The sequence below is a fragment of the Waltera intestinalis genome (assembly GCF_009695995.1).
GTDB lineage: Bacteria > Bacillota > Clostridia > Lachnospirales > Lachnospiraceae > Acetatifactor > Acetatifactor intestinalis.
In genome coordinates this window covers 22,881-49,102 of sequence record NZ_VUMU01000005.1, presented here as the reverse complement: position 1 = coordinate 49,102, position 26,222 = coordinate 22,881, and the positions used below count along the sequence as shown (strand labels likewise).

Genomic DNA, 26,222 nt, shown 5'->3' with positions numbered 1-26,222 from the left:
CCATCTATCCTCCTATTCGCCCAGATAAGCCTTGATGACTTCCGGATTGTTCAGCACATCACTGGTCTTACCCTGACACAGCACACGGCCAAAATTCAACACCGTAAGTTCCTCACAAATTCCGCTTACCAGTTTCATGTCATGCTCAATCAGAAGGATCGTCATATCAAAATGCTCTCTGACAAAACGAATGGTATCCATCAGTTCCTGCGTCTCGTTGGGATTCATGCCTGCAGCAGGCTCATCTAACAGAAGAAGCTTCGGTTTGGTAGCCAGTGCTCTGGCAATCTCTAACTTTCTCTGTTTACCGTAGGGAAGATTATCAGCCAGTGTATCTGCTTCCGCTTCCAGTCCGAATACCTTCAGAAGCTCCATGGCTTCCTCCGTCATCTGCTTTTCTACTTTATAATATTTGGGCAGACGTAAAATTCCGGTAATGGTACTGTAACCCATGTGGTTGTGTAGTCCTACTTTTACATTATCGATTACGGACAGATCCTTGAAAAGCCGGATATTCTGGAAGGTTCTTGCGATACCTGCCTGATTGATGTCGATGGTCTTTTTGCCGGTGATATCCTTGCCATCCAGGGTAATAATTCCCTCTGTGGGTTTATATACGCCGGTCAGCAGATTAAATACGGTGGTTTTTCCGGCACCATTGGGACCGATCAGTCCATACAGTTCACCTTTTTCAATACTGATATTAAAATCATCTACCGCACGAAGTCCGCCAAAAGAAATGCCTAATTTTTTTGCCTCTAATAATGCCATGATTATTCAGCCTCCTTTTTCACAGACTTCTTACTCTTAAATCCGGCTGTTACTTTCTCTCTCCATTCAATACACTTCGGAGCCCAGTTAAACAGCATCATAACGATCAGTACGATGGAATAGATCAACATACGATAATCGTTCAGTCCACGTAAAAGTTCCGGCAATAACGTCAGAATTACAGAAGCAATAATGGAACCGCGGATGTTACCGATACCGCCCAGTACAACGAACACCAAAATCATAATAGACATATTGTATCCGAAGTTCTTAGGCAGTGCTGTCAGGGTAGACAGATTGTGTGCATACAATACTCCTGCCACGCCTGCGAGAGCTGCGGAGATAGAGAAAGCCATCAGCTTATATTTGGTAATATGAATTCCCACGGATTCCGCTGCAATGGTATTATCACGAATAGCCATGATCGCACGACCGTCTCTGGAATGGATCAGGTTCAATACAATGAACAGTGTAACCAGTAATAACACAATACCAATGGTAAAATTGGAGTCATGAGGGGTTCCGGTGATACCCTGCGCACCTTTAATAATGACCTGCCCGTCCTCTGCCATATTCAGATCCATAGTGTTGGTAAAGGAAATGTGGAAACCATTCTCATCCAGTCCCACAAACAGAATATTGACCAGATTCTTAATGATCTCGCCAAATGCCAGCGTTACGATGGCAAGATAATCACCCTTCAGGCGAAGTACGGGAATGCCGATCAGCAGGCCGAAAACACCTGCAAATACAGCGCCGATCAATAACGCGATGAAAAAGCGAAGTCCGGAAGGCATTGCGGTATTTTCCATGACTTTGGAGAAAAAGGCACTGGTAAAGGCACCGATACACATAAATCCGGCATGACCGAGGCTCAACTCTCCCAGGATGCCTACCGTAAGGTTCAGAGATACCGCCAGAATCGCATAAGTACACAGAGGAACCAATAAGCCCTGAAGCAGACTGCTTACCACTCCTGCAGATACAAGGATCTGCATGATCACATAGGCTGCGATCACCATTCCGTAAGTAATAAGGTTATCACGGAAGGTTTTATTCATTTTCTTATTTGATAATTTCTTCATATTATACACCTGCCTCTTCCCTTATACTTTTTCCTGAATATTTTTGCCAAACAATCCGGCAGGTCTTACCAAAAGTACAACAATCAATACTGCAAATACAATGGCGTCTGCCATCTGGGAAGATATGTAGGCTTTGCCGAAGATTTCAATAATACCGAGCAGGATACCACCGACCAAGGCGCCGGGGATGGAGCCGATACCACCGAATACAGCAGCTACGAAAGCTTTGATACCCGGCATGGAACCGGTATAAGGTGTCAGGGAAGGATATGCGGAACATAGCAACACGCCTGCCACTGCAGCCAGACCGGATCCGATTGCAAAGGTAAGTGCAATGGTTCCGTCCACATTAATTCCCATCAGCTGTGCTGCTCCCTTATCCTCGGATACTGCCAGCATAGCCTGACCTGCTTTCGTCTTATTAATAAATAGCATCAGACCGGCCATAATGATCAGACAGGAAACAATCGTTACGATCGTCTCACCAGTAATATTGATCTGTCCGTCTGCCAGCTTCAGCGCCGGAACAGATACTACAGAGGTAAATGCCTTCGCATTGGCACCAAAGATCAAAAGTGCCACATTCTGCAGCAGATAGCTGACACCAATGGCAGTGATCAGTACCGCCAAAGGGGAGGTTGCCTTTCTCAAAGGCTTGTAGGCTACCTTTTCAATAGCCATTCCAAGCAGAGTACAAGCAACAACAGCTGCCAGGACACCAATCACAGGAGAAATCCCCATGGTACTGCACATTGTATAAGTAATAAATGCACCGACCATAATAACATCACCATGTGCGAAGTTCAGCATTTTAGCAATACCATATACCATGGTATAACCTAATGCGATCAGCGCATAGACACTTCCAAGGCTGATACCGTTGATCAGATAACTGATAAAACTCATGTGAACTACCTCCATTCATGCGAATGCACAAATTATCATCTAAAATAAAGTATACTGAAATAAAGTATAACAGAACATACCGGGAAAAACAACTGCTCCCCTATTATTGCAAAGTATTTGACATTAAGTAAAGAGGGCTACCCTGCGGTAACCCTCTTTGGAAACTTTGTCAGCAAAATTACATAGCCTTGTAAGCACCATTCTCGATCACAACAGCCTTAGGAGCCTTGTTAGCCTCACCGTCTGCGGTCCAGGTCATGCCGCTACCGGTCAGACCATCTACAGTGATCTCTGTCATGGCAGCCTTCATACCATCACAAATATCAGAAACACTCATATCAGGAGTAACACCGCTCTTCTCGATAGCAGCCTTGATCACATAGATAGCATCATAGCTGTCTGCTGCGAACTGGTTGGGAGTCTCACCGTATTTTTCCTTATACTTAGTTACGAAAGACTGGGTCAGATCATCGGTTGCATCAGCTGCGAAAGGAGTTAACAGCATAACGCCTTCAGTCAGAGATACATCAAAGTTATCTACACCACCGAGAATACCATCCATACCGTCACATGAGAACCACTTGGGAGCATAACCCATAGCAGCTGCCTGTGTCAGGATAAGTGCGGATTCCTGATAATAAATAGGAAGGAATACCATGTCTGCTCCGGCATCCTTTGCCTTCTGTAACTGTACGGAGAAATCAGTCTTGTTATCAGCGGTAAAAGCTTCTGCAGCTACGATTTCAAACGGCTGATTCTCAGCTTCTTTTGCAAACTTTTCATAAATACCGGAAGAATATACATCGGAGCTGTCATAAATAACGGCAATCTTCTCAGCCAGACCATTCTCACCAATATACTGTGCGGATGCAAGACCCTGGTTAGGATCGGAGAAGCATACGCGGAAGTTGTTATCATACTGAACACATTCTACTGCAGAACCGGAAGGAGTAATCTGGAACATATTGTCCTCTTTGGTCTTGTCGGTAACTGCAATACATGCACCACTGGTGGTAGAACCATCAATGATCTGAGCGCCCCAGTCCTTTAATGCATTATAAGCATTTACGGATTTCTCAGCATCTGCCTCGTCATCCTGGAACTTGAATTCAACCTGATAACCGTTGATACCGCCTGCTGCATTGATCTCTTCTACTGCAATCTCTGCACCGTGCTGTACAGCCAGTCCATAAACTGCTGCGCCACCGGTAGTAGGTCCGATACCACCGATCTTAAATACGCTGCCGGATGCTGCACTGTCGGAAGCTGCTGCACTCTCAGTTGCTGCGTTTGTACCGGTTGCTGCAGAACCATTGTCTGTATTACCACAGCCAGCCATAGTCATTACCATAGCAGATGCTACGGCAACACTTAAAAACTTGTTAAATTTCTTCATAATATCTTCCTCCTTTTTAACAATGTATACAAATATACAATGTATAATTGTTATTTTTGTATATTACTCGCTTCTATTTCCTTTGTCAATGGATTTTATTTTCTAATTTGATGTTTTTTGACATTAAAATAGATCAACCAAGTTATATTTTAATATAATTGCAGTATATTTTTGACTCTGGTGGAAAGACTATCTACGAAACAATTATTTAAAAGAAACTTCAAAAAATGCCTGTATGGATTTTGCAACAGCAAATTTCATACAGACAGGATAAGGAGATTTTATGGGTAATAAATATTTGGACGGAACCGCTCTCACCATTGCCATAATCGGTGCCGTGAACTGGGGACTGATCGGACTTTTCCGCTTTGATCTTGTAGCCTTCCTGTTCGGTGACATGTCCTGGCTTTCCAGAATTGTATATGTGCTGGTGGGAATCAGCGGGCTCTATCTCGTCAGCTTCTTTCTCCATCTGGGAGACAACGAAGCTTAAAGTTCCTCTACGGGAATCTGTACGCCATCTCTCCAGATACGTTCCAGATCATAGAGCAGACGGTTTTCCTTGTCAAAGACATGTACGATCACGTCGCCAAAGTCTAACAGTACCCAGTTGGCTGTCTCATAGCCTTCGGTCTGTCTGGCAGGGAAACCGGCTCTTCCCATTTTTTCTTCCACATTATCACATAATGCCTGAATCTGACTGGAATTATTACCACCGGCAATAATAAAATAATCTGCGATCACAGATACATTACTGATGTCTATTACTTTAATATCTTCTGCTTTTTTATCATCCAATGCTTCTACGGCAAGCTTTGCCATTTTTCTGGATTCTTCGCTCATGCTTACTCCTCACACTTTCTATTTTATTGATTCATTCTTCTTATAATAGTTATAGGTTTCTTCTGTCATGGGATCCATCTCACCGTCTCCCGATTTCAGGTATTCCAGCGTATCCTCTAAAATCTTCGTCACGGCAGCATCCAGATCCGTAAATGCCAGGTGGCGGATCTGGGTAAGGTTCGGTGCCTGCTTTCGACCCGGTTCAATATAATCTGCAGTAAAAATGATCTGCTCCAGAAGAGTCATGCCCGGACGCCCTGTAGTATGATACAAAATTGCACTTAAAATCTCAGGATCTTCGATTTTATATTCCTTTTTCGCCAGATAGCTTCCCACTCTGGCATGTAAAAGATAGGGATTGCGCTTTTCCACATCCGTCGCGGGAAGATGATACTTTTCGCAGGCAGACAAAAGTTTATCATTTTCCATGCATTTGGCACAATCATGAAGCAGACCTGCGATCTGTGCACGCTCCACATCTTCACCGTATCGCATGGCAAGGGCCGCTGCCGTGTATTCCACACCTAATGTATGGGTAAAACGCTTGGGATCCTGTACTTTTTGCATCTCTTTGGTCAGTTTTTTTAAGATATCACTCATCCAGGTAAAGCCCCTTTTCTTCCATATATTCCCTCACTGCTTCCGGCACAAGATAGCGCACGGAAAGACCTTCGGATCTTCTTGCACGGATTTCCGAAGAAGATATCTCAATTCTTCGAAAAGAGAGCAGCTGTATCTTCGCAGAAAAATGTTCCTCCAACTGGCTGATCTTCTCCTTCATTCCCTTCATATCCGCATCTCCCCGTACCGCAGCTATAATCTCACAGGCAACAAACAGGCGGTCTGCGCATTTCCAGTGTTCCATCGTAAACAGACAGTCAGCTCCGCAGATGAAATAAAAAAGATGTTCCGGATATTCTCTGTGCAGCTGCTCCATGGTCTCATAGCTGTAAGAGTCTCCGGGACGTTTTATCTCGATGTCCAGGCAGCGGAATCTGTCGTTATCTGCGATAGCACGCTGTACCATGTCATAACGTTCTGTCCCGGGCAGAACCGTGATGCCCTCTTTTGTCTTCAGATAAGAACAACCCGTCGGTATCATCCAAATCTGGTCTAAGTGTGCCGACTCCAATGCCTGTTCTGCCAGCATCAGATGTCCTATGTGGATTGGGTTAAAGGTACCACCCATAATGCCTATTCTGCTCATACTTCATCCCTCTGTACGGATTCCGATTGCAATATAACGATTAACGAGGCAGTTCGATCTTCGGCTTGTCCTTGTCCGGCTTATACAGTACGATTTTTTTGCCGATGACCTGTACCACCTGGGAGTGGGTACGTTCTGCCACCATCTCTGCGATCGCTCTGGGGTCATCGAAACAATTCTTCAGCACGCCGATCTTGATCAGTTCGTTATTGTTGAAAGACTCACCGATGGCTGCGGTAAGTTCCGGAGTCAGGCTGGATTTTCCCACCTGGAAAATCGGATTCAGATTGCTTGCCAGACTCATCAAATAGGCTCTCTGTTTGCTCGTCATAATTTATTCCTTTCTCAAACGTTTCCATTTTTTACTTATAGTAATCAAAGGACAGACCATACATACGGACTGTATCACCCTCCTGGATACCTAAGCTTTCCAGTTCTTCCAGAATTCCGGCATCCTTCAGGAAATTCTGGAAGAAAGTAAATCCCTTCTCGCTGTCCAGATTTGTATAACCTAACATCTTCTCGATCTTAGGTCCTTCTACTACATACTCGTCCTCTTCCTCATCATAGGCTACGGTATAGGCATCGTCTACAGATTCCGTCATGCTATCCGGAAAGTACTCCTGTGCGAAGACCGTAGTCTCTTCTCCAATTCCCTGAAGCATTTCATTTACTTCATATAAAAGCTCCTTTACACCCTGACCGGTTACTGCAGACATAGGGAATACCTTTATCCCCTTCGGCTCAAACTCTGCACGGATCGCCTCCACGGGGTCGGAGCCGTCCTCGGTGTAAATAGCATCGATCTTATTCGCTGCAATTACCTGGGGGCGTGCAGCAATCTCCGGATTATAGGCTTCCAGTTCCTTATTGATGGCATAAATATCCTGAATGGGATCTCTGCCTTCCGTACCTGCCGCATCCACGATATGGATGATCACCTTGGTACGCTCAATATGGCGCAGGAACTCATGTCCCAGTCCCACGCCTTCGGAAGCACCTTCGATCAGTCCGGGGATATCCGCAATAACGAAACCACCGGTTCCTTCCAGATCCACCACACCTAAATTTGGATTCAGAGTAGTGAAATGATAGTTGGCAATCTTGGGTCTGGCATTGGTTACTCTGGACAGAAAAGTGGACTTACCCACATTGGGGAATCCCACCAGTCCTACATCGGCGATGACCTTTAGCTCCAACAAAAGCTCCAGTTCCTGCGCTGCCTGTCCCGGCTGTGCATACTTCGGAGCCTGCATGGTGCTGGTGGCATAATGCTGGTTACCGTTGCCGCCCTTACCGCCTTTTAGAAGAACAACCCGTTTGTTGTCTCCCGACATATCCGTAATTACCTGCCCGCTCTGTGCTTCTTTGATTACAGTTCCCGCAGGGACTTTGATAATAATATCTTCTCCGTCCTTACCACGGCAATTCTTTTTGCCGCCTTCTTCCCCGTCTCCGGCCTTGTACTTACGGATGTGCCGGAAATCGATCAGGGTATTCAGTCCCTCATCCACAACAAAGATCACGTCTCCGCCGTGACCACCGTCTCCACCGTCAGGGCCGCCACTGGGAACATATTTTTCACGGCGAAAGGACACATGACCATCTCCGCCTTTACCGCTTCTTACGTAAATTTTAGCTCTGTCAGCAAACATTTTGTTCTCCTTTCCGACAAAATCCTTTACGGACTAAAAGGGCTTCAAACAATCAGTATGTTTGAAGCCCTGGTTAAATCAACTTATTTCTCTACAGGATATACAGAAGCCTGCTTCTTGTCTCTGCCCTTTCTCTCGAAACGGAGAACGCCGTCAACTAAAGCAAACAGAGTATCATCTCCACCGATACCAACATTGACACCGGGATGGATCTTTGTACCGCGCTGTCTGTAAAGAATATTTCCAGCTTTTACAAACTGGCCATCAGCTCTCTTCGCACCTAATCTCTTGGATTCGGAGTCTCTACCGTTCTTAGTAGAACCAACTCCCTTTTTATGTGCAAAAAATTGAAGGTTAAAGTTAAACATGGTCTACACCTCCTCGATTTTTACTTGCAAATACTGTTCCCCGTACTGTCTGCTGAGATTCTGTAGTGAGAACACCATGGAATCCATCAGAAATACGGATTTGTCCTGCAGAACATTCCGAAAATCACATTTGATAAAGCCCGTCTCCTCATTCTGGGTCAGCTGAAGTTCTTCACCTGCCAGTTGTGAAAGCGATCCGATGGTACTTTGCACCAGTACAGAAATCGCTGCACAGAGGATATCCGGTTCCGTACCAAATAATCTTTTCTTGGCATATCCTGCATGCCCCATGCAGTAGAATCCACGATAGATTCCCTCATGGTCCTTACGAATGATAATAGTTGTCATAACGATTACGCGTTAATCTTTTCAATCTTAACCTGAGTGTATGCTTGTCTATGACCATTCTTCTTATGGTAACCGGTTTTTCTCTTGTACTTGTATACAATAACCTTCTTACCTCTACCCTGCTCCATAACAGTTGCGGTAACAGTTGCATTAGCAACGTCAGCACCAACCTTGAGGGTATTGTCACTTACTGCGATCACCTGGTCAAAAGTAACAGTATTACCAGCTTCTGCATCGATCTTCTCAACTTTGATCACATCACCCTCAGAAACTTTGTACTGCTTTCCACCTGTTGCAATAATTGCGTACATAATAAGGCACCTCCTATTATTTACTCGCTAACTTTGGTGGTGTAAGACCTTAAAATCCAACACACTTATACCTAGTTATGCGGCATACCGTAGTATAATAGCATGAGGTGCCCTAATTCGTCAAGATATAATTGTAATATTTTTTGAAAAAATTTCAAAATTTCAAATACTTACTTTTCCATAATGTCAGCGTTGTTTTTCTTCTCGAAATCTTCCACATACTGAATGATTAGTTTTACGGTTCCTTCGATTCCCAGGATACTACTGTTGATACACAGATCGTAGCTGTCAGCTCTGCCCCATTTCTTGGAAGAATAATAATTGTAATAACTCTGACGCTGCTTATCCTTCTTCGTGATCATTTCCTTTGCCTTGGCCTCTGTCAGATCATATCTGGCCATGATACGCTTGGTCTTCACATCATCATCACCGAAGATGAACAGGTTAATGCAGTTCTTGTAATCTGCCAGTGCATAGTCTGCGCAACGGCCAACGATAACGCAGGGACCTTCATCAGCGATCTTCTTAATCGTGTCGAACTGTGCCAGGAACACCTTGTGGCTGATAGGCATATCTACAAAAGAGGATGCATTGTAGCCGAAAGAATAAGTATCCATAACCAGATTATACAGGAAGGAATTGGTAGGTCTCTCATCATGATTCCGAATCATTTCCTCACAGAAACCACTTTCCCGTGCCGCTCTGGTAAGTAGTTCCTTATCATAACATTTGATTCCGAAATACTCTGCAACCTTTTCCCCGATCTCACGGCCTGCAGAACCAAACTGACGTCCAATGGTAATAATAGTATTCATACACACACCCACTTTCTGCTGAACTTGATAACTAGCATTTTTTATAGTTTTATTATACGTGATATTTAACAAAAAATCAATCAATTATCAGATTTTTTAGTCGCAATTCAACAATTTTTATGTGATGAGTACATTTTTTCTGCTATTTTCATGCCTTCTTCCGTATGCGCCAGTCCACCCAGTGCTGTTTCCCGCAGGGAAGCGTCCATTTTATCTCCCACTTCTTTCATGGCATCCATGACCTGATCCGGAGGGATACGGCTTGTAATTCCCGCCATAGCCATATCTGCAGCAGACATAGCATTCACAGTGCCAATCACATTCCGCTTTACACAAGGGACCTCCACCAGTCCTGCCACCGGATCACACACCAGTCCCAGCAGATTCTTCATGGCCATAGCCGCTGCAGTGGCGATTTGTGTGCAGTCACCGCCCTGGAGATATACCAGCGCTCCGGCAGCCATGGAACTGGCCGCTCCAATCTCCGCCTGACATCCGCCCGCAGCTCCGCTGATGGAAGAACGGGTGGCTATGATCTGCCCGATTCCCGCCGCCACGTACATGGCTTTCAGGATTTTATCGGTATCTTTGCACCGCTTCTGAAAATAAGGCACCAACACCGCAGGCAATACTCCGCAGGCTCCCGCCGTAGGTGCCGCTACAATACGTTTCATGCAGGCATTGGATTCACCCATCTGCAAAGCTCCTGCAATGCAGGTGTCCACATACTCCCCACACAGTGACTCAGTCACGGCACTATGAATATATTCCTCCATTCGTCTGCCATCACCGCCCACAAGCCCGCTGGAAGAATTCAGATTTCCTTCGTAAGTGGCTGCCGCAAGTAACATGGCATCCCAGGTGACCCGCATGTGTTCCATGCTGTCCTCTTCGGATACATTCCGCTCCGCCATATCGTCCTCTAAGATCACCCTCCAGAATTCCTTTTCTTCTGTATGACATTTTTGCAATACCTGCTCAAACGACTGATAAGACATGCTTAATCCTCCACATTGATATATGTCACCTTAATGATGCCATTCAGTTGCTCCAGCCATTCCACGGAATCTTGTGGCACCTCCTGATCCGTCTCTATGACCATAACTGCATAACCGCCTCTTTTATCCCGGTACAGCTGCAAGGTCGCGATATTGACATTTCTCTCCGCCAGCATGGTTGTCACCTGTGCCACATGTCCCGGTTGGTCCACGTTATGCACGATCAGCGTCGGTTTTTCTGCAGAGAAATTCACATCGATTCCGTCCAGTTTTGCGATCAGAATTCGTCCTCCACCGATGGACGCCGCCTGCACTTCTATTTTCCGTCCATGTTCCCCGGTCAGCCGCAGAACCGCCGTATTTGGATGAGCATCCTTAAGAGTAACGGTGGAAAACGAAAATTCCATTCCGTTTTTTTTCGCAAGTTCAAAACTTGTGGGAATCCGGATATCATCCGGCCGCATTCCCAGAAGTCCGGCGATCAGAGCCTTGTCGGTTCCGTGTCCGATTCCCGTGGTAGCAAAGGAACCATGCAGAAGGATCTCAGCCTTCCTCACATGGTCCTGAAGTAATTTTTCTGAAATATATCCGATCCGGACAGCTCCCGCAGTATGGGAACTGCTTGGGCCGACCATCACAGGTCCTAAAATGTCAAACAGATTCATAAACGCCTCATTTCTCACGCCAATACTTTCAGAAGATGTTCAAAATATTCCGGCAGAGGTGCGTCGATCTCCAGATATTCTCCGGTCGTAGGATGTATAAATCCCAATGTTTTGGCATGTAAGGTCTGTCCCTGTAATTTAAAGGGGCTCTTCCGATTGGAATACACCTCATCTCCCAAAAGCGGGTGTCCGATACTTGCCATATGCACACGGATCTGATGAGTTCTCCCTGTCTCTAATACGCACTCTATATAAGTATATCCCTGAAACCGCTGCAATACACGATAATGCGTCACCGCCCGTTTTCCGTTCTGAGGATTGACCGCCATCTTCTTTCGGTCATTCGGATGTCTGCCGATGGGCTGATCTATGGTTCCTTCCTCCTGCTCCAATTCCCCGAAACAGATGGCCCGATATCTCCGGTTAATGGAATGTTCCTTTAGCTGCTCTGCAATGCATCTGTGTGCTTTATCATTTTTGCAGGCGATCACGGATCCTGTGGTATCTCTGTCAATGCGATGCACAATTCCCGGGCGCAGCACACCGTTAATTCCCGACAGTTCATTCCCACAATGATACATCAGCGCATTCACCAGTGTACCGGTATAATGTCCCGCTGCCGGATGTACCACCATTCCTTTCGGTTTGTTCACCACAATGAGGTCCGCATCCTCATACAGGATATCCAGCGGTATATTTTCCGGTTCAATGTCCGGTTCCACCGATTCAGGAACGGAAAACACCACCTCATCTTCACACTTGACGCGAAAGCTGCCTTTTACAGGTTTCCCATTGACCAGAACATTTCCATCTTTGATCAGCTTCTGAATAAAAGACCGTGACAGTTCCTCCACCAACAGGCTGATGCACTTGTCGATCCGTTCGTCCTCCATGTCCTCAGCAATCTCAAATCGGAGTTCTTCCATTATTTCATCTCCCGATAACGGTTCTGCTTAAAATTAAGGAACTCCAGATCCTTTTCCTTATAGACAAACAAAAACAGAATAAACAGCCCAATCGTAGCGACCACCACATAAATATCCGCCACATTAAAGATCGGGTAATTGATCAATACAAAAGAAATAAAATCCACCACATAATCCAGACGGAATCTGTCGATCATATTTCCGATGCCACCGGCAATGATCACCGCGAGCAGAATATGAACAATACGGAATTTCTTCTGTTCGGGAAGCTTGAGTAGGAAAAACAAAAGCACTGCCAGGAATACGATCCCCACGAACAGAATAAACACTTTCTGGTTCTGCAGCATTCCGAAAGCAGAGCCTCTGTTCTCCAGATACTGCAGCTCCAGTACACCGTCAATAAGTACATAGGGCGCCTGCCCCTTCAGATGTACGACAGCCAGATGTTTCGTAAATTGATCGAATACCAAAAGTACCGCCGTGATCAGCACATCTATAAGTAACATAATAATACGACTCTTTTTTTCTTTATTCATGAGCATCCTCTTCACTAAAATTGATTTCTTCGATCGCAGCCAGAATCTCGTCATCTGTAACGGTTCTGTCGATGACTGCCTTACCGATCTTTTTAAGTAGAATAAATTTAATCTTACCGGCTTCCATCTTTTTATCGGATTTGGTAAGCTTCAGAATCTCCTGCGGATCAATATCATCCACGGAGATCGGAAGATAAAACGGTACGAACATATCGCGGATCTCATAGAATTCCTCCATGCTGAGCATTTCCTTTTTCCAGGAAATATAAGCAGCCGCCACGGTTCCCAGTGCAACACACTCCCCATGGTACAATTCAAAGTTTTTAGCCTTTTCAATAGCATGTCCGATCGTATGACCCAGATTTAAGAGTGCTCTGTCTCCCTGTTCGGTAGGATCCTTCTCTACCACCATCTTTTTAATGGAACAGGTACGGATCACCATCTCTTCCAAAGTGGCAGGCTCTCTCTCGCAGATCTCATACATGTTCTCGATCAGCCACTCATAAAATAAAGCATCCTTGATCAGAGCAGACTTCATAACTTCCGCAAAACCGGAATAGAACTGTCTCTCTTCCAGAGTCTTAAGTACCGAAAGATTCATATATACCAATCTGGGCATTTTAAAAGCGCCGACCATATTCTTATAACTGTCAAAATCCACGCCTGTCTTACCGCCAATGGAACTATCAACCTGCGCTAATAATGTGGTGGGAATCTGTACGAAATCAATGCCTCTTAAATACGTTGCCGCAACGAAACCGGTCAGATCGCCGGTCACGCCGCCGCCGAGTGCCAACAGCATATCCTTTCTGTCAAAGCCCTCTTCGATCAGATAACGATATACATCCTTTACCGTCTCCAGATTCTTGTTTTCCTCTCCGGCAGGAAATGCATATTTTACAATTTTGCAGCATTTCCCTTCTAAGAGTTCTGCAACCTGCGCTCCGTACAGTTCATCCACTCTGGAATCTGTGACAATGCATAATTTCTTTTCAGAAGCGCCCAGTTCCTGAAGTTCTTCCCATAAGCCGTCAAAAGACTGCTGAAATACAATATCGTAGCAAGGCTTTTTGTTGTAAAGCACCGGTAATCTCTGTGCCATATTTTCACCCTCCGGTTTGATTCCAAACCGTTCTTTCTGTGTTTTCATTCTTTTTCTTTTAAAAAACTTCCTACAGCCAGCTGCAGGAAGTTATCCGTCTATGACATTTTATGACATTCCGTTGTTAATAGGCATTTCAAAGGATCCGGCGCCACCGAAAATATCCTGGAAATCACCGGAGATATCTACGCTTGCCGGTGTGATGATAAATATATAATGCGATATTTTCTGTAAATTACCTGAGATTGCAAAACAGGATCCGGAAGTAAAATCAATGATCCTCTGTGCAATATCCACATCCAGACCTTCCAGGTTCAGTACCACTGTCCGGTTCGCCAAAAGTGTCTCTGTAATCTCCCGTGCATCCTCTACAGAAGTAGGTTTGATCACACAGACTTCCATGCCGGTTCCGGGCATTTTCTTGGTAACGGTACGATGGATCGGAGTAACCTTGGGCTGTGAAGTACGCTTTCCCTTATCATCCAGAGCCTCCTCATCCTGTGCCTGCTGTCTGTTCTTGGCAGCGCCGAACTTTTTCACAGGCTCTACTTCTTCCTCATCATCCAGATAATCATCATCATAGAAACCTTCATCTTCTTCATCGTTCAGTTTCATATAATTCAGGAACTTATCCATTACACCCATGCTTACGAGTCTCCTTTATTAAAATCTTCTTAAAATATTCTTTATATCGTCTTACTGTAATCTCGCTCTCCGAATATACCGGTTCCGACTCTGACGATTGCAGAACCTTCCTGTACTGCCACCGTATAATCTCCTGTCATTCCCATGGAAAGTATGCTCATAGAAACATTATCAATGTTTTTATTTCCGATGTCAACAGCTAATTGTCTAAGTTTCCGAAAATATATCCTGTTTTCCTCCGGGTCTTCAACAAAAGGAGCGATAGTCATAAGTCCCTTAATATGTACACCTGGTAAAAACGAAATATCGCGAACCAGTTTTTCGGTCTCTTCTGTTGTGGTACCAAACTTGCTCTCTTCCTGTGCCACATTGACTTCAATCAGAATATTGACTTCCACCTGCTTCTTCACAGCTTCCCTGCTGATCTCCTCTGCCAGTCTGAGACTGTCCACACTGTGGATCAGGTAGACCTTGTCCACAATATATTTTACTTTATTACGCTGTAAGTGTCCGATCAGGTGCCATCTGATATCCGAAGGCAGCTGTGGTATCTTGTCCACCAGTTCCTGTACTTTATTCTCTCCGAAGTCCCTGGCACCCGCATGGTAGACATCCATAAGCATATCCACCGGCTTTGTCTTGCTTACCGCCAATAGAGTAACTTCCTCTTGTGATCTGCCTGCCTGTTCGCAGGCTTTTTTTATATTTTCCTTTACGGCATTATAATTTTTTGCCAGTGTTTTGCTCTGCTCAGTCGTCTGCATTTTAAATATCCGCCGTCCTTTTCAGCTTATCTTACCATTCCGGCACCGGACTGTTCTCCGGGGCCATATCATCACCACTGACCGTAGTATCCGTCTTATTGGTACCGGTCTTCTTAATATTCGTAATGATCTGATCATCCGATACCGCCGAACCGTCCAGGACTATATAGTCATATACATTCAGACCATAGGTTGTGTTTGCCCTCACAATGGAATACTCATCATTCTGATACAGAATATTGATCTGTTTGAAATCCGCATATCCCTTGTTGACATTATACACGCCGATCAGCGTTGCACGTTTGCTCACCGTATAGGTATCCTGACTGTCCGTCTTATATAGAACATCTCCCGCCTTAAGCACGGAAGTATCCATGTAATACACGCCTTCTGTCTCATCATAGCTATAGGCATCCGTCTCCACGAATTCACTGGATATATTGCCGTTTTCCAGATAGCACTGTCTGATGACACCCTGGGTTCCCGTGTTTTCATCTGTCGAAACGAAGTCTTCGTCGATCAGGAAAAATTCTTTCTCCACAATAGAGGAATTCGGGATCTTCAGTCCCGTCTCATCGTTTAAGATCAGCTCAATATCCAGGAAACGATCGGATATAAATGTTACCATAGAATTGGTAAAGGTAAGAGACAGAAAGGTGTTCCCGTCACTTCCGGTGAACAGCTTTGCCTGCCCCCAGGATTCATACTGGTTCTTCAGAAAACGGACCTTTACATAATCTTCCTGCTGGATCTGGGCACCACGTTCCGCATCTATGGGGATCACCACAGACCAGTTCTCATCGGTAGACAGCTTGTACACTGGATCTCCCACTGCCATCAGTTCATTACCCAGCATCTGTTTTTTCTCGTAGTCCTTATGATCAAAAACAGCCTCCGTCACACCTTCTACCGTCAGGCCTTCATAGCCATCCGTCCAATAAGCTACGATTCCCGTGGTGGGTGCATAGCAAAAATTGACAATATTGGCTGTTGAACCGCCGTTTTCATTTTTTATGCTTTGCAGCATATTTACATTTGCCAGTTTTAATACCGTATTTTTTAAAGAATATTTAAAATCATAGGTACTTTCATAAGTAACATCATCATACCCATGCATAAAATTCACAATTTCATTTCGGAACTCGGAAAGTTCCTGATTGCTCAGGGTGTTTTCCCCAAGGCTGGCATCTTCTAATTCCTGACTCAGCCGTCCGGTCTCATCAACAATATATACCGTATCTCCCTTAGCGACACGCTCTCCCTCTCGCGCATAAAAATTCACATACCCTGCGGTATCTGTGCTGACTACCTCTTCTTTGCGGATGGCAATTCCTTTGTAAATATTATTTGTAGCAAGAGAGCCTTCTGTTACTTCATAACGGACAATGTGATCTGTCTGAAAATACATGATCACGCAAATGATCACATAAATAAAAATGGCACCAAAAATAAGCATGCCGATATTAAGGTTCAGAGGTTTTCTGTATTTTTTTACTTTATTCTGTCGTTCTGCCATCAGGAAACCTCCTTTTCACTTGAGAAGCCCCGGTTGGCATCCGAGGCTTCTCATACGTGAAAATTATAATACGTTTTCTTACAAAGATACGATGATCTTATCCTTAACAGCCTCCGGTAATTCGGATTCATCCATCGATACGCTGAGGATAAAATCTACCTGGAAGAAATCGCTCATTTTGTCCAGCTTCTCAATCACAGCTGAAATATCTTTGCCTTCCAGTGCTGCAATCTTCAGAAAGCTGTCAAAATACATCTGTTCCAGATCATGATCCTGAGAAATGATACCGCACACGAACCCTAAAAATTCGTCCGCATTCTCGATCATATAACGGGAAACGTCAATCAGACGCACCTTGTTGTTCAGTTCATACATATGTTTCGTACTTTTGTCCAGATATACGATACTGCCCGAAATATCCTTTACCTCGCTGTTTACTTTGTCCAACAGCTGCTTTGTCTTGCCCTTACCCTTTTTGCCTACAATCAACTGAACCATTGGTGTAACCCTCCTGTCGTAAAATTTATAGGAATTCACGCAACCTATTTACTTTATTATAGTTTATATACCCTTAAAAAACAACATCTATTTGTTGATTTGCTCCAGTAATTGTACCATCTCAGGATATAGGACATCGCTGGCCGATGAATTCAATATAACGGATATATACGGTGCGCCGTTCACATCTCTAGACAGCAGAATCAGGCAATGTCCGGCCGCATTGGTCGTACCGGTTTTACCGCCGATGACGGTAATATTTTCCGGTGCATTGAAGTCACCTTTCAAAAAACGGTTGGTATTATTCACCGTAAGCTCTTTTGCCTTGCCGTCCTTGTCGTAGAAGGTTGTCTGATAAGAAGTCATATGAATGATTTCATTAAAAGAATCATATTTGATAGCTTCATTGAAAATCAGGTAAAGGTCATATGCGGTGGTAAAATGATTGTCATCCGAAAGTCCATGGGGATTGGCAAAGCTGGTGTTGGTCGCCCCAAGCCGCATAGCCTCTTCATTCATCATTTCCACAAAATGATCCACACTTCCGCCAACATTTTCCGCAATCAGCATAGCTGCATCATTGGCCGAATACATTAAAAGAATATGTAATGCCTGATCAAGTGTCATAGTATCTCCGGACTTCAGTCCGCACAGCTGGGCCCCGGATTCATTGATCTTCACGGAATCCGTAGCTGTAAGCACCGTATCCAGGGATGCGTTTTTCAGAGCCACCAGTGCAGTCATCACTTTGGTAAGGCTGGCCGGATATAATCTTTCATGTGCATTTTTGGAATACAACACTTCACGGTTGTTCACATCAAACAGCATTGCCGCGGATGCCTGCGTCATATCCACGCTTCCATCCCCCATTCGGTCTTCCGTAACCACACAGAGATCCGATGCAAACGCATCTGCTTTCCCGGCGCCGGTTCCCGCCAGCACATTAAAGCTGCTGACATTGGAATTTACATTGTACGGAAATGTATAGGAAATATTGCCGCAGCCTGTCAGCAGAAACACGCAAAGTAACGCAGCTATGCAGGAAAATCGTATTCTGCAAAATCTATTTATACATTTCACGCCACTCTAAATCTCCTCTGTCTAAGGACTTGATCAACAGTTCAGCACTTGCCAGATTTGTTGCCAGTGGAATATTATGCATATCACAGAGACGCATTACATTGCTCACGTCCGGTTCATGTGCCTTCGGTGCCAGCGGATCCCGCAAAAAAATTACCAGATCAATTTCATTATGCTCAATCTGTGCACCAATCTGCTGTTCTCCGCCCAAGTGTCCGGCCAGGTATTTGTGAACATTGAGATTTGTAACCTCTTCGATCAGTCGTCCGGTGGTACCGGTTGCATATAATTCATTTTTGCTCAGGATTCCACGATATGCAATGCAAAAGTTCTGCATCAATTTCTTTTTGGCATCATGTGCGATCAGTGCAATGTTCATATTCTATACCCCTTCTTTTCTTCTATTATTCTCAGCTTTTCCTTGCCTGCAGTCGAATATTCAGTACAATACCCATTCCTATATACAGACTGAGCAAAGATGTCAGTCCGTAACTTACAAACGGTAAAGGAAGTCCCGTATTGGGGAGAATAAATGTAGCCACTCCTATGTTTACAAAACTCTGGAATGCGATCAGTCCCCCCATGGCCGCTGCAATAATAGTCCCTGCGACATCCTTAGCCCTTACTGCTACGGAAATACACTCCATTGCCGTAAGCAACAGAAGAATAATGACTGCTATACTTCCCTTAAATCCGAACTCTTCACCGATTACCGCAAATATGAAATCGGTTTCCGCTTCCGACAGGAAATTGCCGTTCTTCACAGATGTGATCTCATTGTTTTTATATCCCTTGCCATCCAGTTCGCCGGAACCGATTGCCATCACGGAGTTCAGCTGCTGATACGCCAGATCCGTGGAATATTCTTCCGGATTTACAAAGGCAAGGATACGATTTTTCTGGTAGGTTTCCAATATGGTACTATCCGGCTGCATCGCCAGAGATACCAGTATCACCACCGCCGGTATCGCTACCGCCAATGCTCCGAAGACAAGCTTATAACTGATGCCTCCGACATACAGGATCACACAGAAGATAAAGATCAGTACAATACTGGTAGACAGTGCCGGCTGTTTCAGTACCATGATCCACGGTACTCCCATCAGTACAGCAATTGAAGCGATCACACGAAAAGTATTCAGCTTTTCCTTATACTTCATAATAAACTGTGCAAAGAATAAAATCAATAAAATTTTTGCAAGTTCTGAAGGTTGAAACTGTAGTCCGCCGATCTTCAGCCATCTCTGCGCACCGTTTCCTTCCTCACCCATTATAATGACCAGTCCCAACAGTACCAGATTGCCGATATACATCAGCCAGTACAATTTTAGTATCACAGAATAATTAAAAAAAGAAAGGGCGATCATAATCACCACGCCGGCAGCAACTCCAGCCATCTGCCTGCTCTGCTGGGCAGGCTCCGCGCTGCCGATGGTCATAATTCCCACGGCAGACAGGGCCAGCACCAGTATTATTAATTTAAAATCATAATCCCGCAATCTATAGTTCTTAAACATTTATCCGGCCTTTCTCTCTTATGTACTTACGGTATTTTCGCAGTTTTCTGCAGATCAAGAATCGGTATATTTGCAATCAGGCTGGGGGATTTATTTCTCCCGCTTTTGTTGCCGCCTTTTGCCTGTATCTCTATCTCCATATGGTCGGTATCGATTCTCATGTATTTGGAAATCACTTTGGTAATGTCCGCCTTGATCAGTTCCATCATTTCGGGGGAACAATTTACCCGGTCCGATATCAGAAGGATCTTCAGACGGTCTTTTGCAACCTGGCAGGAACTTTTCCTGCGAAAAAAATGCTTCATATTCATCCTTCCCCTTCCTATGCTTTTCGAAAAATACCGGTTACTTTCGTCCAAAAAGATACTCCCTTTTCGAAATCCAGAAAGGGAATCTCTCTTCCCCTCAGTCGTTCGACCACATTAAAATAAGCTTTTCCTGCGGGGGTATCGGTTCCCACTAAAGGTTCGCCCTGATTGGTGGCAATGACCACATTTTCATCATCCGGAATGATTCCGATGAGAGGTATTGCCAGAATATCCACCACATCATCCGCGGACATCATATCTCCCCTGCGTACCATATCCATTCGTAGTCTGTTAATGATCAGATCCATCTGTTTAAAACCGTTTGCTTCCAGCAAGCCTATGATCCGATCCGCATCACGGATTGCCGAGACTTCCGGTGTAGTGACTACCAGTGCTCTGTCCGCTCCGGCAATGGCATTTTGGAAACCCTGTTCGATCCCGGCCGGGCAATCGAGAATAATATAATCAAACTGTTCTCTGAGATGATCGATCACTTTGATCATCTGTCCGGGTGTTACCGCCGTTTTATCTCTGGTCTGCGCCGAGGGCATCAGATAAAGTCCGGGATGTCTCTTGTCCCGGATCAGTGCCTGCTTGATCCGGCAATTTCCCTCCACTACATCTACCAGATTGTATACGATACGGTTCTCCAGACCCATAACCACATCCAGGTTACGTAAACCGATATCCGTATCAATGAGACAGACTTTACAGCCTGCCTTCGCAAGACCTGTACCGACGTTTGCGGATGTAGTGGTCTTACCTACACCGCCTTTTCCTGAAGTGACGACAATGACTTCGGAGCTTTTCTTCTCCGTGGAAACATTTTGTTCCATATGGGATTCCTCCTGTTTGATTTTGTCGTCCCCTGAATTCTTTAAAAAGAACCCAGTAATTCTTTTGTAAGGGGATCAAATACTATCTTCCCATTCTTCAGGTGTGCAATTTTCGGTTGTACTTTGGGGCGTATTCCCCATTTCGACTGTTTCGCATTGGTTTTATATTTGAAATCGCCGATTTTTAATCTTTCCGGCTCCATTTCAAGCGCTACGATATAGCAATCTTCCCTGCCGGTTCCGCCCGCATAAGCTTCCCCGTACAGTCCTCCTAAAATAATGATATTTCCGCCTGACATCACAGCACTTCCGGGGTATACATCCCCCAGGATCACAATGCTGTTCTCCGTCTCTATCACTTCACGGTTTTTCAGAGTTCCTTTATAGAACTGCCCCTCATCACCGCCGGAAAGCTTTTTCTCCATATGCTGGAGTGCCTTAATAAAGTTTTTGTTCGTGGCTTCATCATGACCGACAATACAGGCGATCCTGACATTACTGTTTTGCCGAATGGTATCCAGAATACGAATCTCCTCCACTTCACTGACTTCACGTCCCTCCATGGACAATGCCATGGTGGACGATCCGAAGAAATTCTTTGCCTCGGTGAATTTCACTGCAAGTTCCTGCAGGATTTCCTCCAGGGAAGCATCTTCTCTCATTAAAAGCGTGATTCCGTTGGTAAAGCTTTTGATCAATACTGCATCTTTCATTTTCTTGTACCTGTCTTTTTAATTTATCTATCCGGAGTCCCACATTCGCATAATCGCTTCTTTGAAGCTTTCCTTTTGCGAATGTGGTTACTTCGTCATATAAACCCTGTCAGATTCTCTTACGAATGCCAGCATTCGACGTTCATCTGCCCGTGTTTACCTGACTCCGGATAGTTACATTTCGTTGGATACTGCATTATCCAGTGAATCTGCGGTGCCGGTGATCAGATCATCTTCCTCTGCCAGTCCGTAATAATACTTAATAATATCTCTGGTAAACTGTGCTGCATAATCAGAAGAATATCCAAAAGGAATTCTCGTTGCGATGGCGATCTCCGGATTTTCATAGGGGGCATAGCAGATAAAAAGTGCATGGTTTGGTCTGGATGCCGTCTGCTCTGCCGTACCGGTCTTACCTGCAACATTTACCGCCAGATCGCTGAAATATTTCTTATTTTCCACTACCTGTCGCATTCCCAGATGGAACGCATTCCAATACTCCTGCGGCAAATCGATCTGATTTCTCACTTCCGCATGATATTCTTTCAGAAGATTTCCCCGGGAATCCGTTGTTTTATCCAACAAAGTCAGATTATAACAGGTTCCGCTGTTGGCAATCGTGGTAACATATCTGGCCAGACCTACCGTAGTATAACTGTTACTGCCCTGACCGATGGCGGAACGCACCGGGTCCTTGGTAGATACATCCGGCGCATACTCGCCGATCTCTACCCCGGACTTATCGGTCAGGCCGTATAGATCCGCATATTTGCTCAATGTCTCCAGACCTGCTTCTTCATTGTAACTACCGCTGCTCGTTGCCAGCTGGTAACCCACATTATAGAAGAAATAGTTACAGGAATCCTTGATTGCTGAAGTCACATTTTCATACCCATGTCCGGAGATCTTCCAACATCTGGGAGACGGAGTGATCTCAGTGAAGGTTCCGACACAATTCACCTTGGTCTGCAGATTGATCACGTTCTCCATCAGTCCCGCCGTAGCGGATACGATCTTGAAGGTTGATCCGGGTGCCGCCTTATACTGTGTGGCAAAATTCAGCTGCGGACTTGATTTGTCCGCGTTCAGACGGGCATAATATTCCGCATCCACAGTATTTGCCATTTTGTTATTGTCATATCCCGGATAAGACACCATGGCCAGCACATCACCGGTATTGACATCCGTAATGACCACCGAAGCATTGCAGGGATCCAACGCCAGCTGTGCCGGTGTAATCTCCAGATTGGTGATCCGGTTCATCATGAACTGATATGCCGACATTTTACCGGCATACAATGCCTCTTCATCCTCCGCGGGAATATCTACCACACGTTGTTCACACAACAGCATGCAGATCTGTCTTCCGGTGATCTTATCATTTAATAGCATATATTTGTAAAATCGTTTTTGGAATTCCGTAGTATGATCAATTGTCTCTATGATATACTCCTGAAGCTTGTTATACACCTCCGCAGAATCCGAATACTTTTCATTCAGATCCAGTCTGCTTACATCGATCCAGTTCATGGCAATGCAATACTGGAGATATTCCTTCAGCGAGATGACTTCATCCTTGGCCCATGCGATCTGAGTAGCATCATTGTCATCTACAAGTTCCTTCATGATCACGCCGTCGTCTCTTAAGAGACTTACGATATTGCTCTGGTATACCTGATATTCTTTGGAAAGCTTGTTATAAGGAGTTCCGCCTTCTGTCAGTTCATAATTCAGTTTGTCGTAGACACCCTGCTTGTACTCCAGATATGCCGCATATACCGCCCGTTCCGTTTCGCCGGCATCCTCTGCCTCAAAGTGTTTGTGATCCAGAATATTATTATTGATCATTGTAAAATATACATCATAGATTGGAATCTTAATTGAGGAGCTTTTAGCATTTTCCGGCAGATTAAACTCTTTGGCATTGATAATCTTGCTGGATACCAGGCCTGCCAGTTTTTGCTCCACAATATTGTAGACTGCTTCCGTAAGATCCTTGTCAATGGTCAGGTAGACGTCCGCTCCCGGCTGGGCCTCTTTCCGCTCCAGGATGGTAATTACCTTACCGGTATTATCTACCACCACTTTTTCACTGCCCTTGGTTCCCTGCAGAGTGGTCTCCATATAGGACTCAATGCCGCTTTTTCCTACGACATCATTAATGGTATAGGCATCCTCGCTTCCGCCTTCTGCCACCACCTGTTCATTCAGATCCGTCAGTTCATCGGAAGAGATTTTGCCGGTATAACCGAGTATATGTGCGAAATACTTGCTGTCTATGTAATGTCTCACCGTATCTTCCACAATGGAAACACCATCTAACTGATCGGAATTCTCCATAATGACAGCAACTGTTTTCTCGCTGACATTCGTTGCCACGGTAGTTCCCACATATTTTCGGAAGGAGGTCAGATTCATGGCATACCGGATGGTCACCATCTGCAGCCATTCTTCCTTCGTATAACCTTTTCCGACAATAAAAGGTGAAGTACGATCTTCCGGATCCTCATACTGTCCGATGGCAAAACCTTTTGCCCGGCTTAAGTATTCCATTAGTTCCTGGGCTGTCATAGCCTTCTCTTCTTCAGAGAGCTTGTCTACCGTCTTATAACCAAGCACATCCGCCTGGAAACGCAGCAATGCGGTTCCATCTACAGAATAGACATAATCCCCATCCTCATCAATGACAATTTTAAAATCCGTGATGACGCTGTCACCGTTTTTCTCAATCAGCTTGATCAGTCGGTACACAACATCATTCACCTCGGCATTTTTATTCCGGCTTGACTCAAATACATCCTCGATCTTCACGGAATAAGCCAGTTCATTTTCCGCCAGTACATTACCGTTACGATCCAGGATCCGGCCTCTGGTGCTGGTAATATCTCTCGTCTTCTCAATCTGCAGAATAAAATCATTCAGGTACTCTTCTCCATTGATGATCTGCAGATTAAAACAGCGATAGACCAGTACTCCGGCAAAAAAGAAAAACATTATGGTAAGTACGGTCAGTCTGCTGGTCACAATATTTATGATGTGATCTCTTATTTCATGAAACAAATTTCTGTGCGCTCCTTTTTTCCTTTTCCTCCAGCTTCTGGTTCACTTTCAGAATCAGAGGATATAACACGATCGTTACAACAATGGTATAGAGTGCTTCCGGCAGGATCACTCTTGTAAAATAATACGGGAAATGAAAACGCCCTCTCAGAAGAAACATCAGAATATAGCACAACAGTCCATAGGAAATATCGCTCACCACAATGAGTGCCAACGGCAATTTAATATCCTCCGGATAAAAGATTCTGCAGAATTTCCCGTTTATAAATCCTATGTACATCATGATCATGGCATAGAAACCTAAAAAACTGCCAAAAAAGATATCGCATAACAGCCCGCTGAAAAAACCGATCAGAAGTCCTTCCTTTTCCCCTCTCATAAATCCGAAAGAAGAAGTCAGAATGATCATCAGATTGGGAATGATCCCTCCCAGCGCAAGGCTGTTAAATACACTGCATTGTAAAATGAAGCACAGGACAACAAACAGAGTCACAATCACTTTTCGCAGGATACTGCTATTATTTTCCATCCGTGTTTCCTCCGCTTGGAATCTGTTGCTTTTTATCTGTGATCACCAGGACTTCACTCAGATGTTCAAAATCCACCACCGGAGTTAAATATCCCGACTTGGTCAGATTGTTGGTGTCCTTATTGATCGTGCTGATATAACCGATCAGGATATTCGGAAGATATTTGTCACTGATATCGGAAGTGACTACCTTATCTCCCTCCACAACCGCATCCTGACTGTCCACCAGTTTGCTAAAGGAAATGACTCCCTGCGCCATAAGCTGCAGGTCTCCCGATACGATCAGGTTATCCCCGGTAGCCAGTGTCATGCCGCTGACGTTGGAATTATCAGAGATGATCGAAGTCACTCTGGACCAGTTCGGACCCACAGAAGTAATGCGGCCTACCAGGCCTCCCCCCGCTATAACATTCATATCGTCCGCCAGTCCGTCATTGGATCCCTTATCAATAACAAAGGAAGAATACCAGTTGCCGGAATCTCTGCTGATGATCCGGGCTCCGATCTTATTATAATCTCCGTATTCCTCATCCAGCTCCAATAAGCCTCTTAATTCATTCAGTTCATATTTGTCCTGCTGCAGCAGGGTGTTTTCCTCCGTGAGCGATGCCACCTGCTCCTTTAGGGCACTATTCTCCGCTAAAAGTGTGCGGATCTGCACCAGTTCATCCGAACGGTTTGATAGCCATTCTCCCGCCTTAGCGATGCCCTGTTCAAAGGGAACGATCACATATCCCACCACACGGTTAAACGGGCGGTTAAACACATTGGTCCCGAAGGTCACCAACATCATTACAGTACACAGGATAGTTAAAATAAAAAGG

At 44.8% G+C, this 26,222-nt stretch carries 32 protein-coding genes; 1 reads left to right on the top strand and 31 read right to left on the bottom strand.

The genetic code is table 11. From position 1 onward, the window contains the following. Positions 1–12: 12 nt before the first annotated feature. The 4 genes from FYJ59_RS05845 to FYJ59_RS05830 form a co-directional block, all read right to left on the bottom strand. Positions 13–771: an ABC transporter ATP-binding protein gene (locus tag FYJ59_RS05845; protein WP_118550343.1), complete on the bottom strand. Its 759-nt coding sequence runs from the start codon at positions 769–771 to the stop codon at positions 13–15. 2 nt (positions 772–773) lie between these two features. Further along, positions 774–1,856 (bottom strand): branched-chain amino acid ABC transporter permease, encoded by a 1,083-nt coding sequence (locus FYJ59_RS05840; protein WP_154495902.1) that lies wholly within the window; start codon positions 1,854–1,856, stop codon positions 774–776. A 21-nt stretch (positions 1,857–1,877) separates the two neighbouring features. Beyond that, positions 1,878–2,762 carry a branched-chain amino acid ABC transporter permease gene (locus FYJ59_RS05835; RefSeq protein WP_154495900.1) on the bottom strand — a complete coding sequence of 295 codons (885 nt, stop codon included), beginning with the start codon at positions 2,760–2,762 and terminating at the stop codon, positions 1,878–1,880. A gap of 178 nt (positions 2,763–2,940) precedes the next feature. Next, positions 2,941–4,158 (bottom strand): ABC transporter substrate-binding protein, encoded by a 1,218-nt coding sequence (locus FYJ59_RS05830; RefSeq protein ID WP_154495898.1) that lies wholly within the window; start codon positions 4,156–4,158, stop codon positions 2,941–2,943. Between the two features lie 283 nt (positions 4,159–4,441). Between FYJ59_RS05830 and FYJ59_RS05825 the strand changes: the two genes are divergently transcribed. Then, positions 4,442–4,651 carry a DUF378 domain-containing protein gene (locus FYJ59_RS05825; protein WP_154495896.1) on the top strand — a complete coding sequence of 70 codons (210 nt, stop codon included), beginning with the start codon at positions 4,442–4,444 and terminating at the stop codon, positions 4,649–4,651. Here the strand turns inward: FYJ59_RS05825 and rsfS are convergent. From rsfS to mreC, 27 genes are all read right to left on the bottom strand, one after another. Next, positions 4,648–5,001: a ribosome silencing factor gene (rsfS, locus tag FYJ59_RS05820; RefSeq protein ID WP_154495894.1), complete on the bottom strand. Its 354-nt coding sequence runs from the start codon at positions 4,999–5,001 to the stop codon at positions 4,648–4,650. The genes FYJ59_RS05825 and rsfS overlap by 4 nt on opposite strands. Before the next feature lie 18 nt (positions 5,002–5,019). Further along, positions 5,020–5,601: a bis(5'-nucleosyl)-tetraphosphatase (symmetrical) YqeK gene (yqeK, locus tag FYJ59_RS05815; protein WP_118550340.1), complete on the bottom strand. Its 582-nt coding sequence runs from the start codon at positions 5,599–5,601 to the stop codon at positions 5,020–5,022. Beyond that, a complete protein-coding gene (nadD, locus tag FYJ59_RS05810; protein WP_154495892.1) occupies positions 5,594–6,208 on the bottom strand; it encodes a nicotinate-nucleotide adenylyltransferase in 615 nt (204 codons plus the stop codon). The genes yqeK and nadD overlap by 8 nt, the downstream gene beginning before the upstream one ends. A gap of 40 nt (positions 6,209–6,248) precedes the next feature. Then, the gene (gene yhbY, locus FYJ59_RS05805) at positions 6,249–6,539 is read right to left on the bottom strand and encodes a ribosome assembly RNA-binding protein YhbY (protein ID WP_022153048.1); all 291 of its coding nucleotides are present in this window, start codon (positions 6,537–6,539) and stop codon (positions 6,249–6,251) included. A 31-nt stretch (positions 6,540–6,570) separates the two neighbouring features. Next, positions 6,571–7,863: a GTPase ObgE gene (obgE, locus tag FYJ59_RS05800; protein WP_154495890.1), complete on the bottom strand. Its 1,293-nt coding sequence runs from the start codon at positions 7,861–7,863 to the stop codon at positions 6,571–6,573. 83 nt (positions 7,864–7,946) lie between these two features. Then, the gene (gene rpmA / locus FYJ59_RS05795; RefSeq protein WP_022153046.1) at positions 7,947–8,231 is read right to left on the bottom strand and encodes a 50S ribosomal protein L27; all 285 of its coding nucleotides are present in this window, start codon (positions 8,229–8,231) and stop codon (positions 7,947–7,949) included. 3 nt (positions 8,232–8,234) lie between these two features. Continuing rightward, on the bottom strand, positions 8,235–8,579 hold the full coding sequence (locus tag FYJ59_RS05790) for a ribosomal-processing cysteine protease Prp (protein ID WP_154495888.1): 345 nt from the start codon (positions 8,577–8,579) through the stop codon (positions 8,235–8,237). Between the two features lie 5 nt (positions 8,580–8,584). Continuing rightward, positions 8,585–8,890 (bottom strand): 50S ribosomal protein L21, encoded by a 306-nt coding sequence (gene rplU, locus FYJ59_RS05785; RefSeq protein WP_022153044.1) that lies wholly within the window; start codon positions 8,888–8,890, stop codon positions 8,585–8,587. A gap of 170 nt (positions 8,891–9,060) precedes the next feature. Further along, positions 9,061–9,705 (bottom strand): cytidylate kinase-like family protein, encoded by a 645-nt coding sequence (locus tag FYJ59_RS05780; RefSeq protein WP_154495887.1) that lies wholly within the window; start codon positions 9,703–9,705, stop codon positions 9,061–9,063. 107 nt (positions 9,706–9,812) lie between these two features. Further along, the gene (gene sdaAA / locus FYJ59_RS05775; protein WP_154495886.1) at positions 9,813–10,703 is read right to left on the bottom strand and encodes an L-serine ammonia-lyase, iron-sulfur-dependent, subunit alpha; all 891 of its coding nucleotides are present in this window, start codon (positions 10,701–10,703) and stop codon (positions 9,813–9,815) included. Between the two features lie 2 nt (positions 10,704–10,705). Continuing rightward, positions 10,706–11,368, bottom strand: coding sequence for an L-serine ammonia-lyase, iron-sulfur-dependent subunit beta (gene sdaAB / locus FYJ59_RS05770; protein WP_154495884.1), 663 nt, complete (start codon positions 11,366–11,368; stop codon positions 10,706–10,708). Positions 11,369–11,382: 14 nt separating this feature from the next. Continuing rightward, the gene (locus FYJ59_RS05765) at positions 11,383–12,294 is read right to left on the bottom strand and encodes an RluA family pseudouridine synthase (protein WP_154495882.1); all 912 of its coding nucleotides are present in this window, start codon (positions 12,292–12,294) and stop codon (positions 11,383–11,385) included. Beyond that, positions 12,294–12,830, bottom strand: a complete 537-nt coding sequence (gene lspA, locus FYJ59_RS05760; RefSeq protein ID WP_118550333.1) for a signal peptidase II — start codon at positions 12,828–12,830, stop codon at positions 12,294–12,296. The genes FYJ59_RS05765 and lspA overlap by 1 nt, the downstream gene beginning before the upstream one ends. Next, on the bottom strand, positions 12,823–13,932 hold the full coding sequence (gene aroB, locus FYJ59_RS05755; RefSeq protein ID WP_154496003.1) for a 3-dehydroquinate synthase: 1,110 nt from the start codon (positions 13,930–13,932) through the stop codon (positions 12,823–12,825). The genes lspA and aroB overlap by 8 nt, the downstream gene beginning before the upstream one ends. Before the next feature lie 108 nt (positions 13,933–14,040). Further along, a complete protein-coding gene (locus FYJ59_RS05750; RefSeq protein WP_022154411.1) occupies positions 14,041–14,577 on the bottom strand; it encodes a cell division protein SepF in 537 nt (178 codons plus the stop codon). Between the two features lie 41 nt (positions 14,578–14,618). After that, positions 14,619–15,341: a YggS family pyridoxal phosphate-dependent enzyme gene (locus tag FYJ59_RS05745; protein ID WP_118550332.1), complete on the bottom strand. Its 723-nt coding sequence runs from the start codon at positions 15,339–15,341 to the stop codon at positions 14,619–14,621. Between the two features lie 31 nt (positions 15,342–15,372). Further along, a complete protein-coding gene (locus FYJ59_RS05740) occupies positions 15,373–16,857 on the bottom strand; it encodes an HlyD family efflux transporter periplasmic adaptor subunit (protein ID WP_205839465.1) in 1,485 nt (494 codons plus the stop codon). 78 nt (positions 16,858–16,935) lie between these two features. Beyond that, a complete protein-coding gene (locus tag FYJ59_RS05735) occupies positions 16,936–17,355 on the bottom strand; it encodes a twitching motility protein PilT (RefSeq protein ID WP_118550331.1) in 420 nt (139 codons plus the stop codon). 87 nt (positions 17,356–17,442) lie between these two features. Further along, entirely contained in the window at positions 17,443–18,435 is a 993-nt protein-coding gene (locus tag FYJ59_RS05730; protein ID WP_328597208.1) for a D-alanyl-D-alanine carboxypeptidase family protein, read from the bottom strand. After that, positions 18,419–18,814, bottom strand: a complete 396-nt coding sequence (mgsA, locus tag FYJ59_RS05725; RefSeq protein ID WP_022154416.1) for a methylglyoxal synthase — start codon at positions 18,812–18,814, stop codon at positions 18,419–18,421. Before mgsA ends, FYJ59_RS05730 begins: the two co-directional genes overlap by 17 nt. Before the next feature lie 31 nt (positions 18,815–18,845). Then, positions 18,846–19,952 (bottom strand): FtsW/RodA/SpoVE family cell cycle protein, encoded by a 1,107-nt coding sequence (locus FYJ59_RS05720; protein ID WP_118546915.1) that lies wholly within the window; start codon positions 19,950–19,952, stop codon positions 18,846–18,848. Between the two features lie 26 nt (positions 19,953–19,978). Next, on the bottom strand, positions 19,979–20,263 hold the full coding sequence (minE, locus tag FYJ59_RS05715; protein ID WP_118546914.1) for a cell division topological specificity factor MinE: 285 nt from the start codon (positions 20,261–20,263) through the stop codon (positions 19,979–19,981). Between the two features lie 11 nt (positions 20,264–20,274). Beyond that, positions 20,275–21,096 (bottom strand): septum site-determining protein MinD, encoded by an 822-nt coding sequence (gene minD, locus FYJ59_RS05710; RefSeq protein WP_022154420.1) that lies wholly within the window; start codon positions 21,094–21,096, stop codon positions 20,275–20,277. A 41-nt stretch (positions 21,097–21,137) separates the two neighbouring features. Further along, the gene (locus tag FYJ59_RS05705) at positions 21,138–21,809 is read right to left on the bottom strand and encodes a septum site-determining protein MinC (RefSeq protein WP_154495878.1); all 672 of its coding nucleotides are present in this window, start codon (positions 21,807–21,809) and stop codon (positions 21,138–21,140) included. Positions 21,810–21,983: 174 nt separating this feature from the next. Beyond that, complete coding sequence (locus FYJ59_RS05700) at positions 21,984–24,869, bottom strand: penicillin-binding transpeptidase domain-containing protein (RefSeq protein WP_154495877.1); 2,886 nt, start codon at positions 24,867–24,869, stop codon at positions 21,984–21,986. Beyond that, positions 24,859–25,398 (bottom strand): rod shape-determining protein MreD, encoded by a 540-nt coding sequence (gene mreD, locus FYJ59_RS05695; protein WP_022154423.1) that lies wholly within the window; start codon positions 25,396–25,398, stop codon positions 24,859–24,861. The genes FYJ59_RS05700 and mreD overlap by 11 nt, the downstream gene beginning before the upstream one ends. Next, positions 25,388–26,191, bottom strand: coding sequence for a rod shape-determining protein MreC (mreC, locus tag FYJ59_RS05690; protein WP_328597207.1), 804 nt, complete (start codon positions 26,189–26,191; stop codon positions 25,388–25,390). The genes mreD and mreC overlap by 11 nt, the downstream gene beginning before the upstream one ends. Between the last annotated feature and the right edge of the window lie 31 nt (positions 26,192–26,222).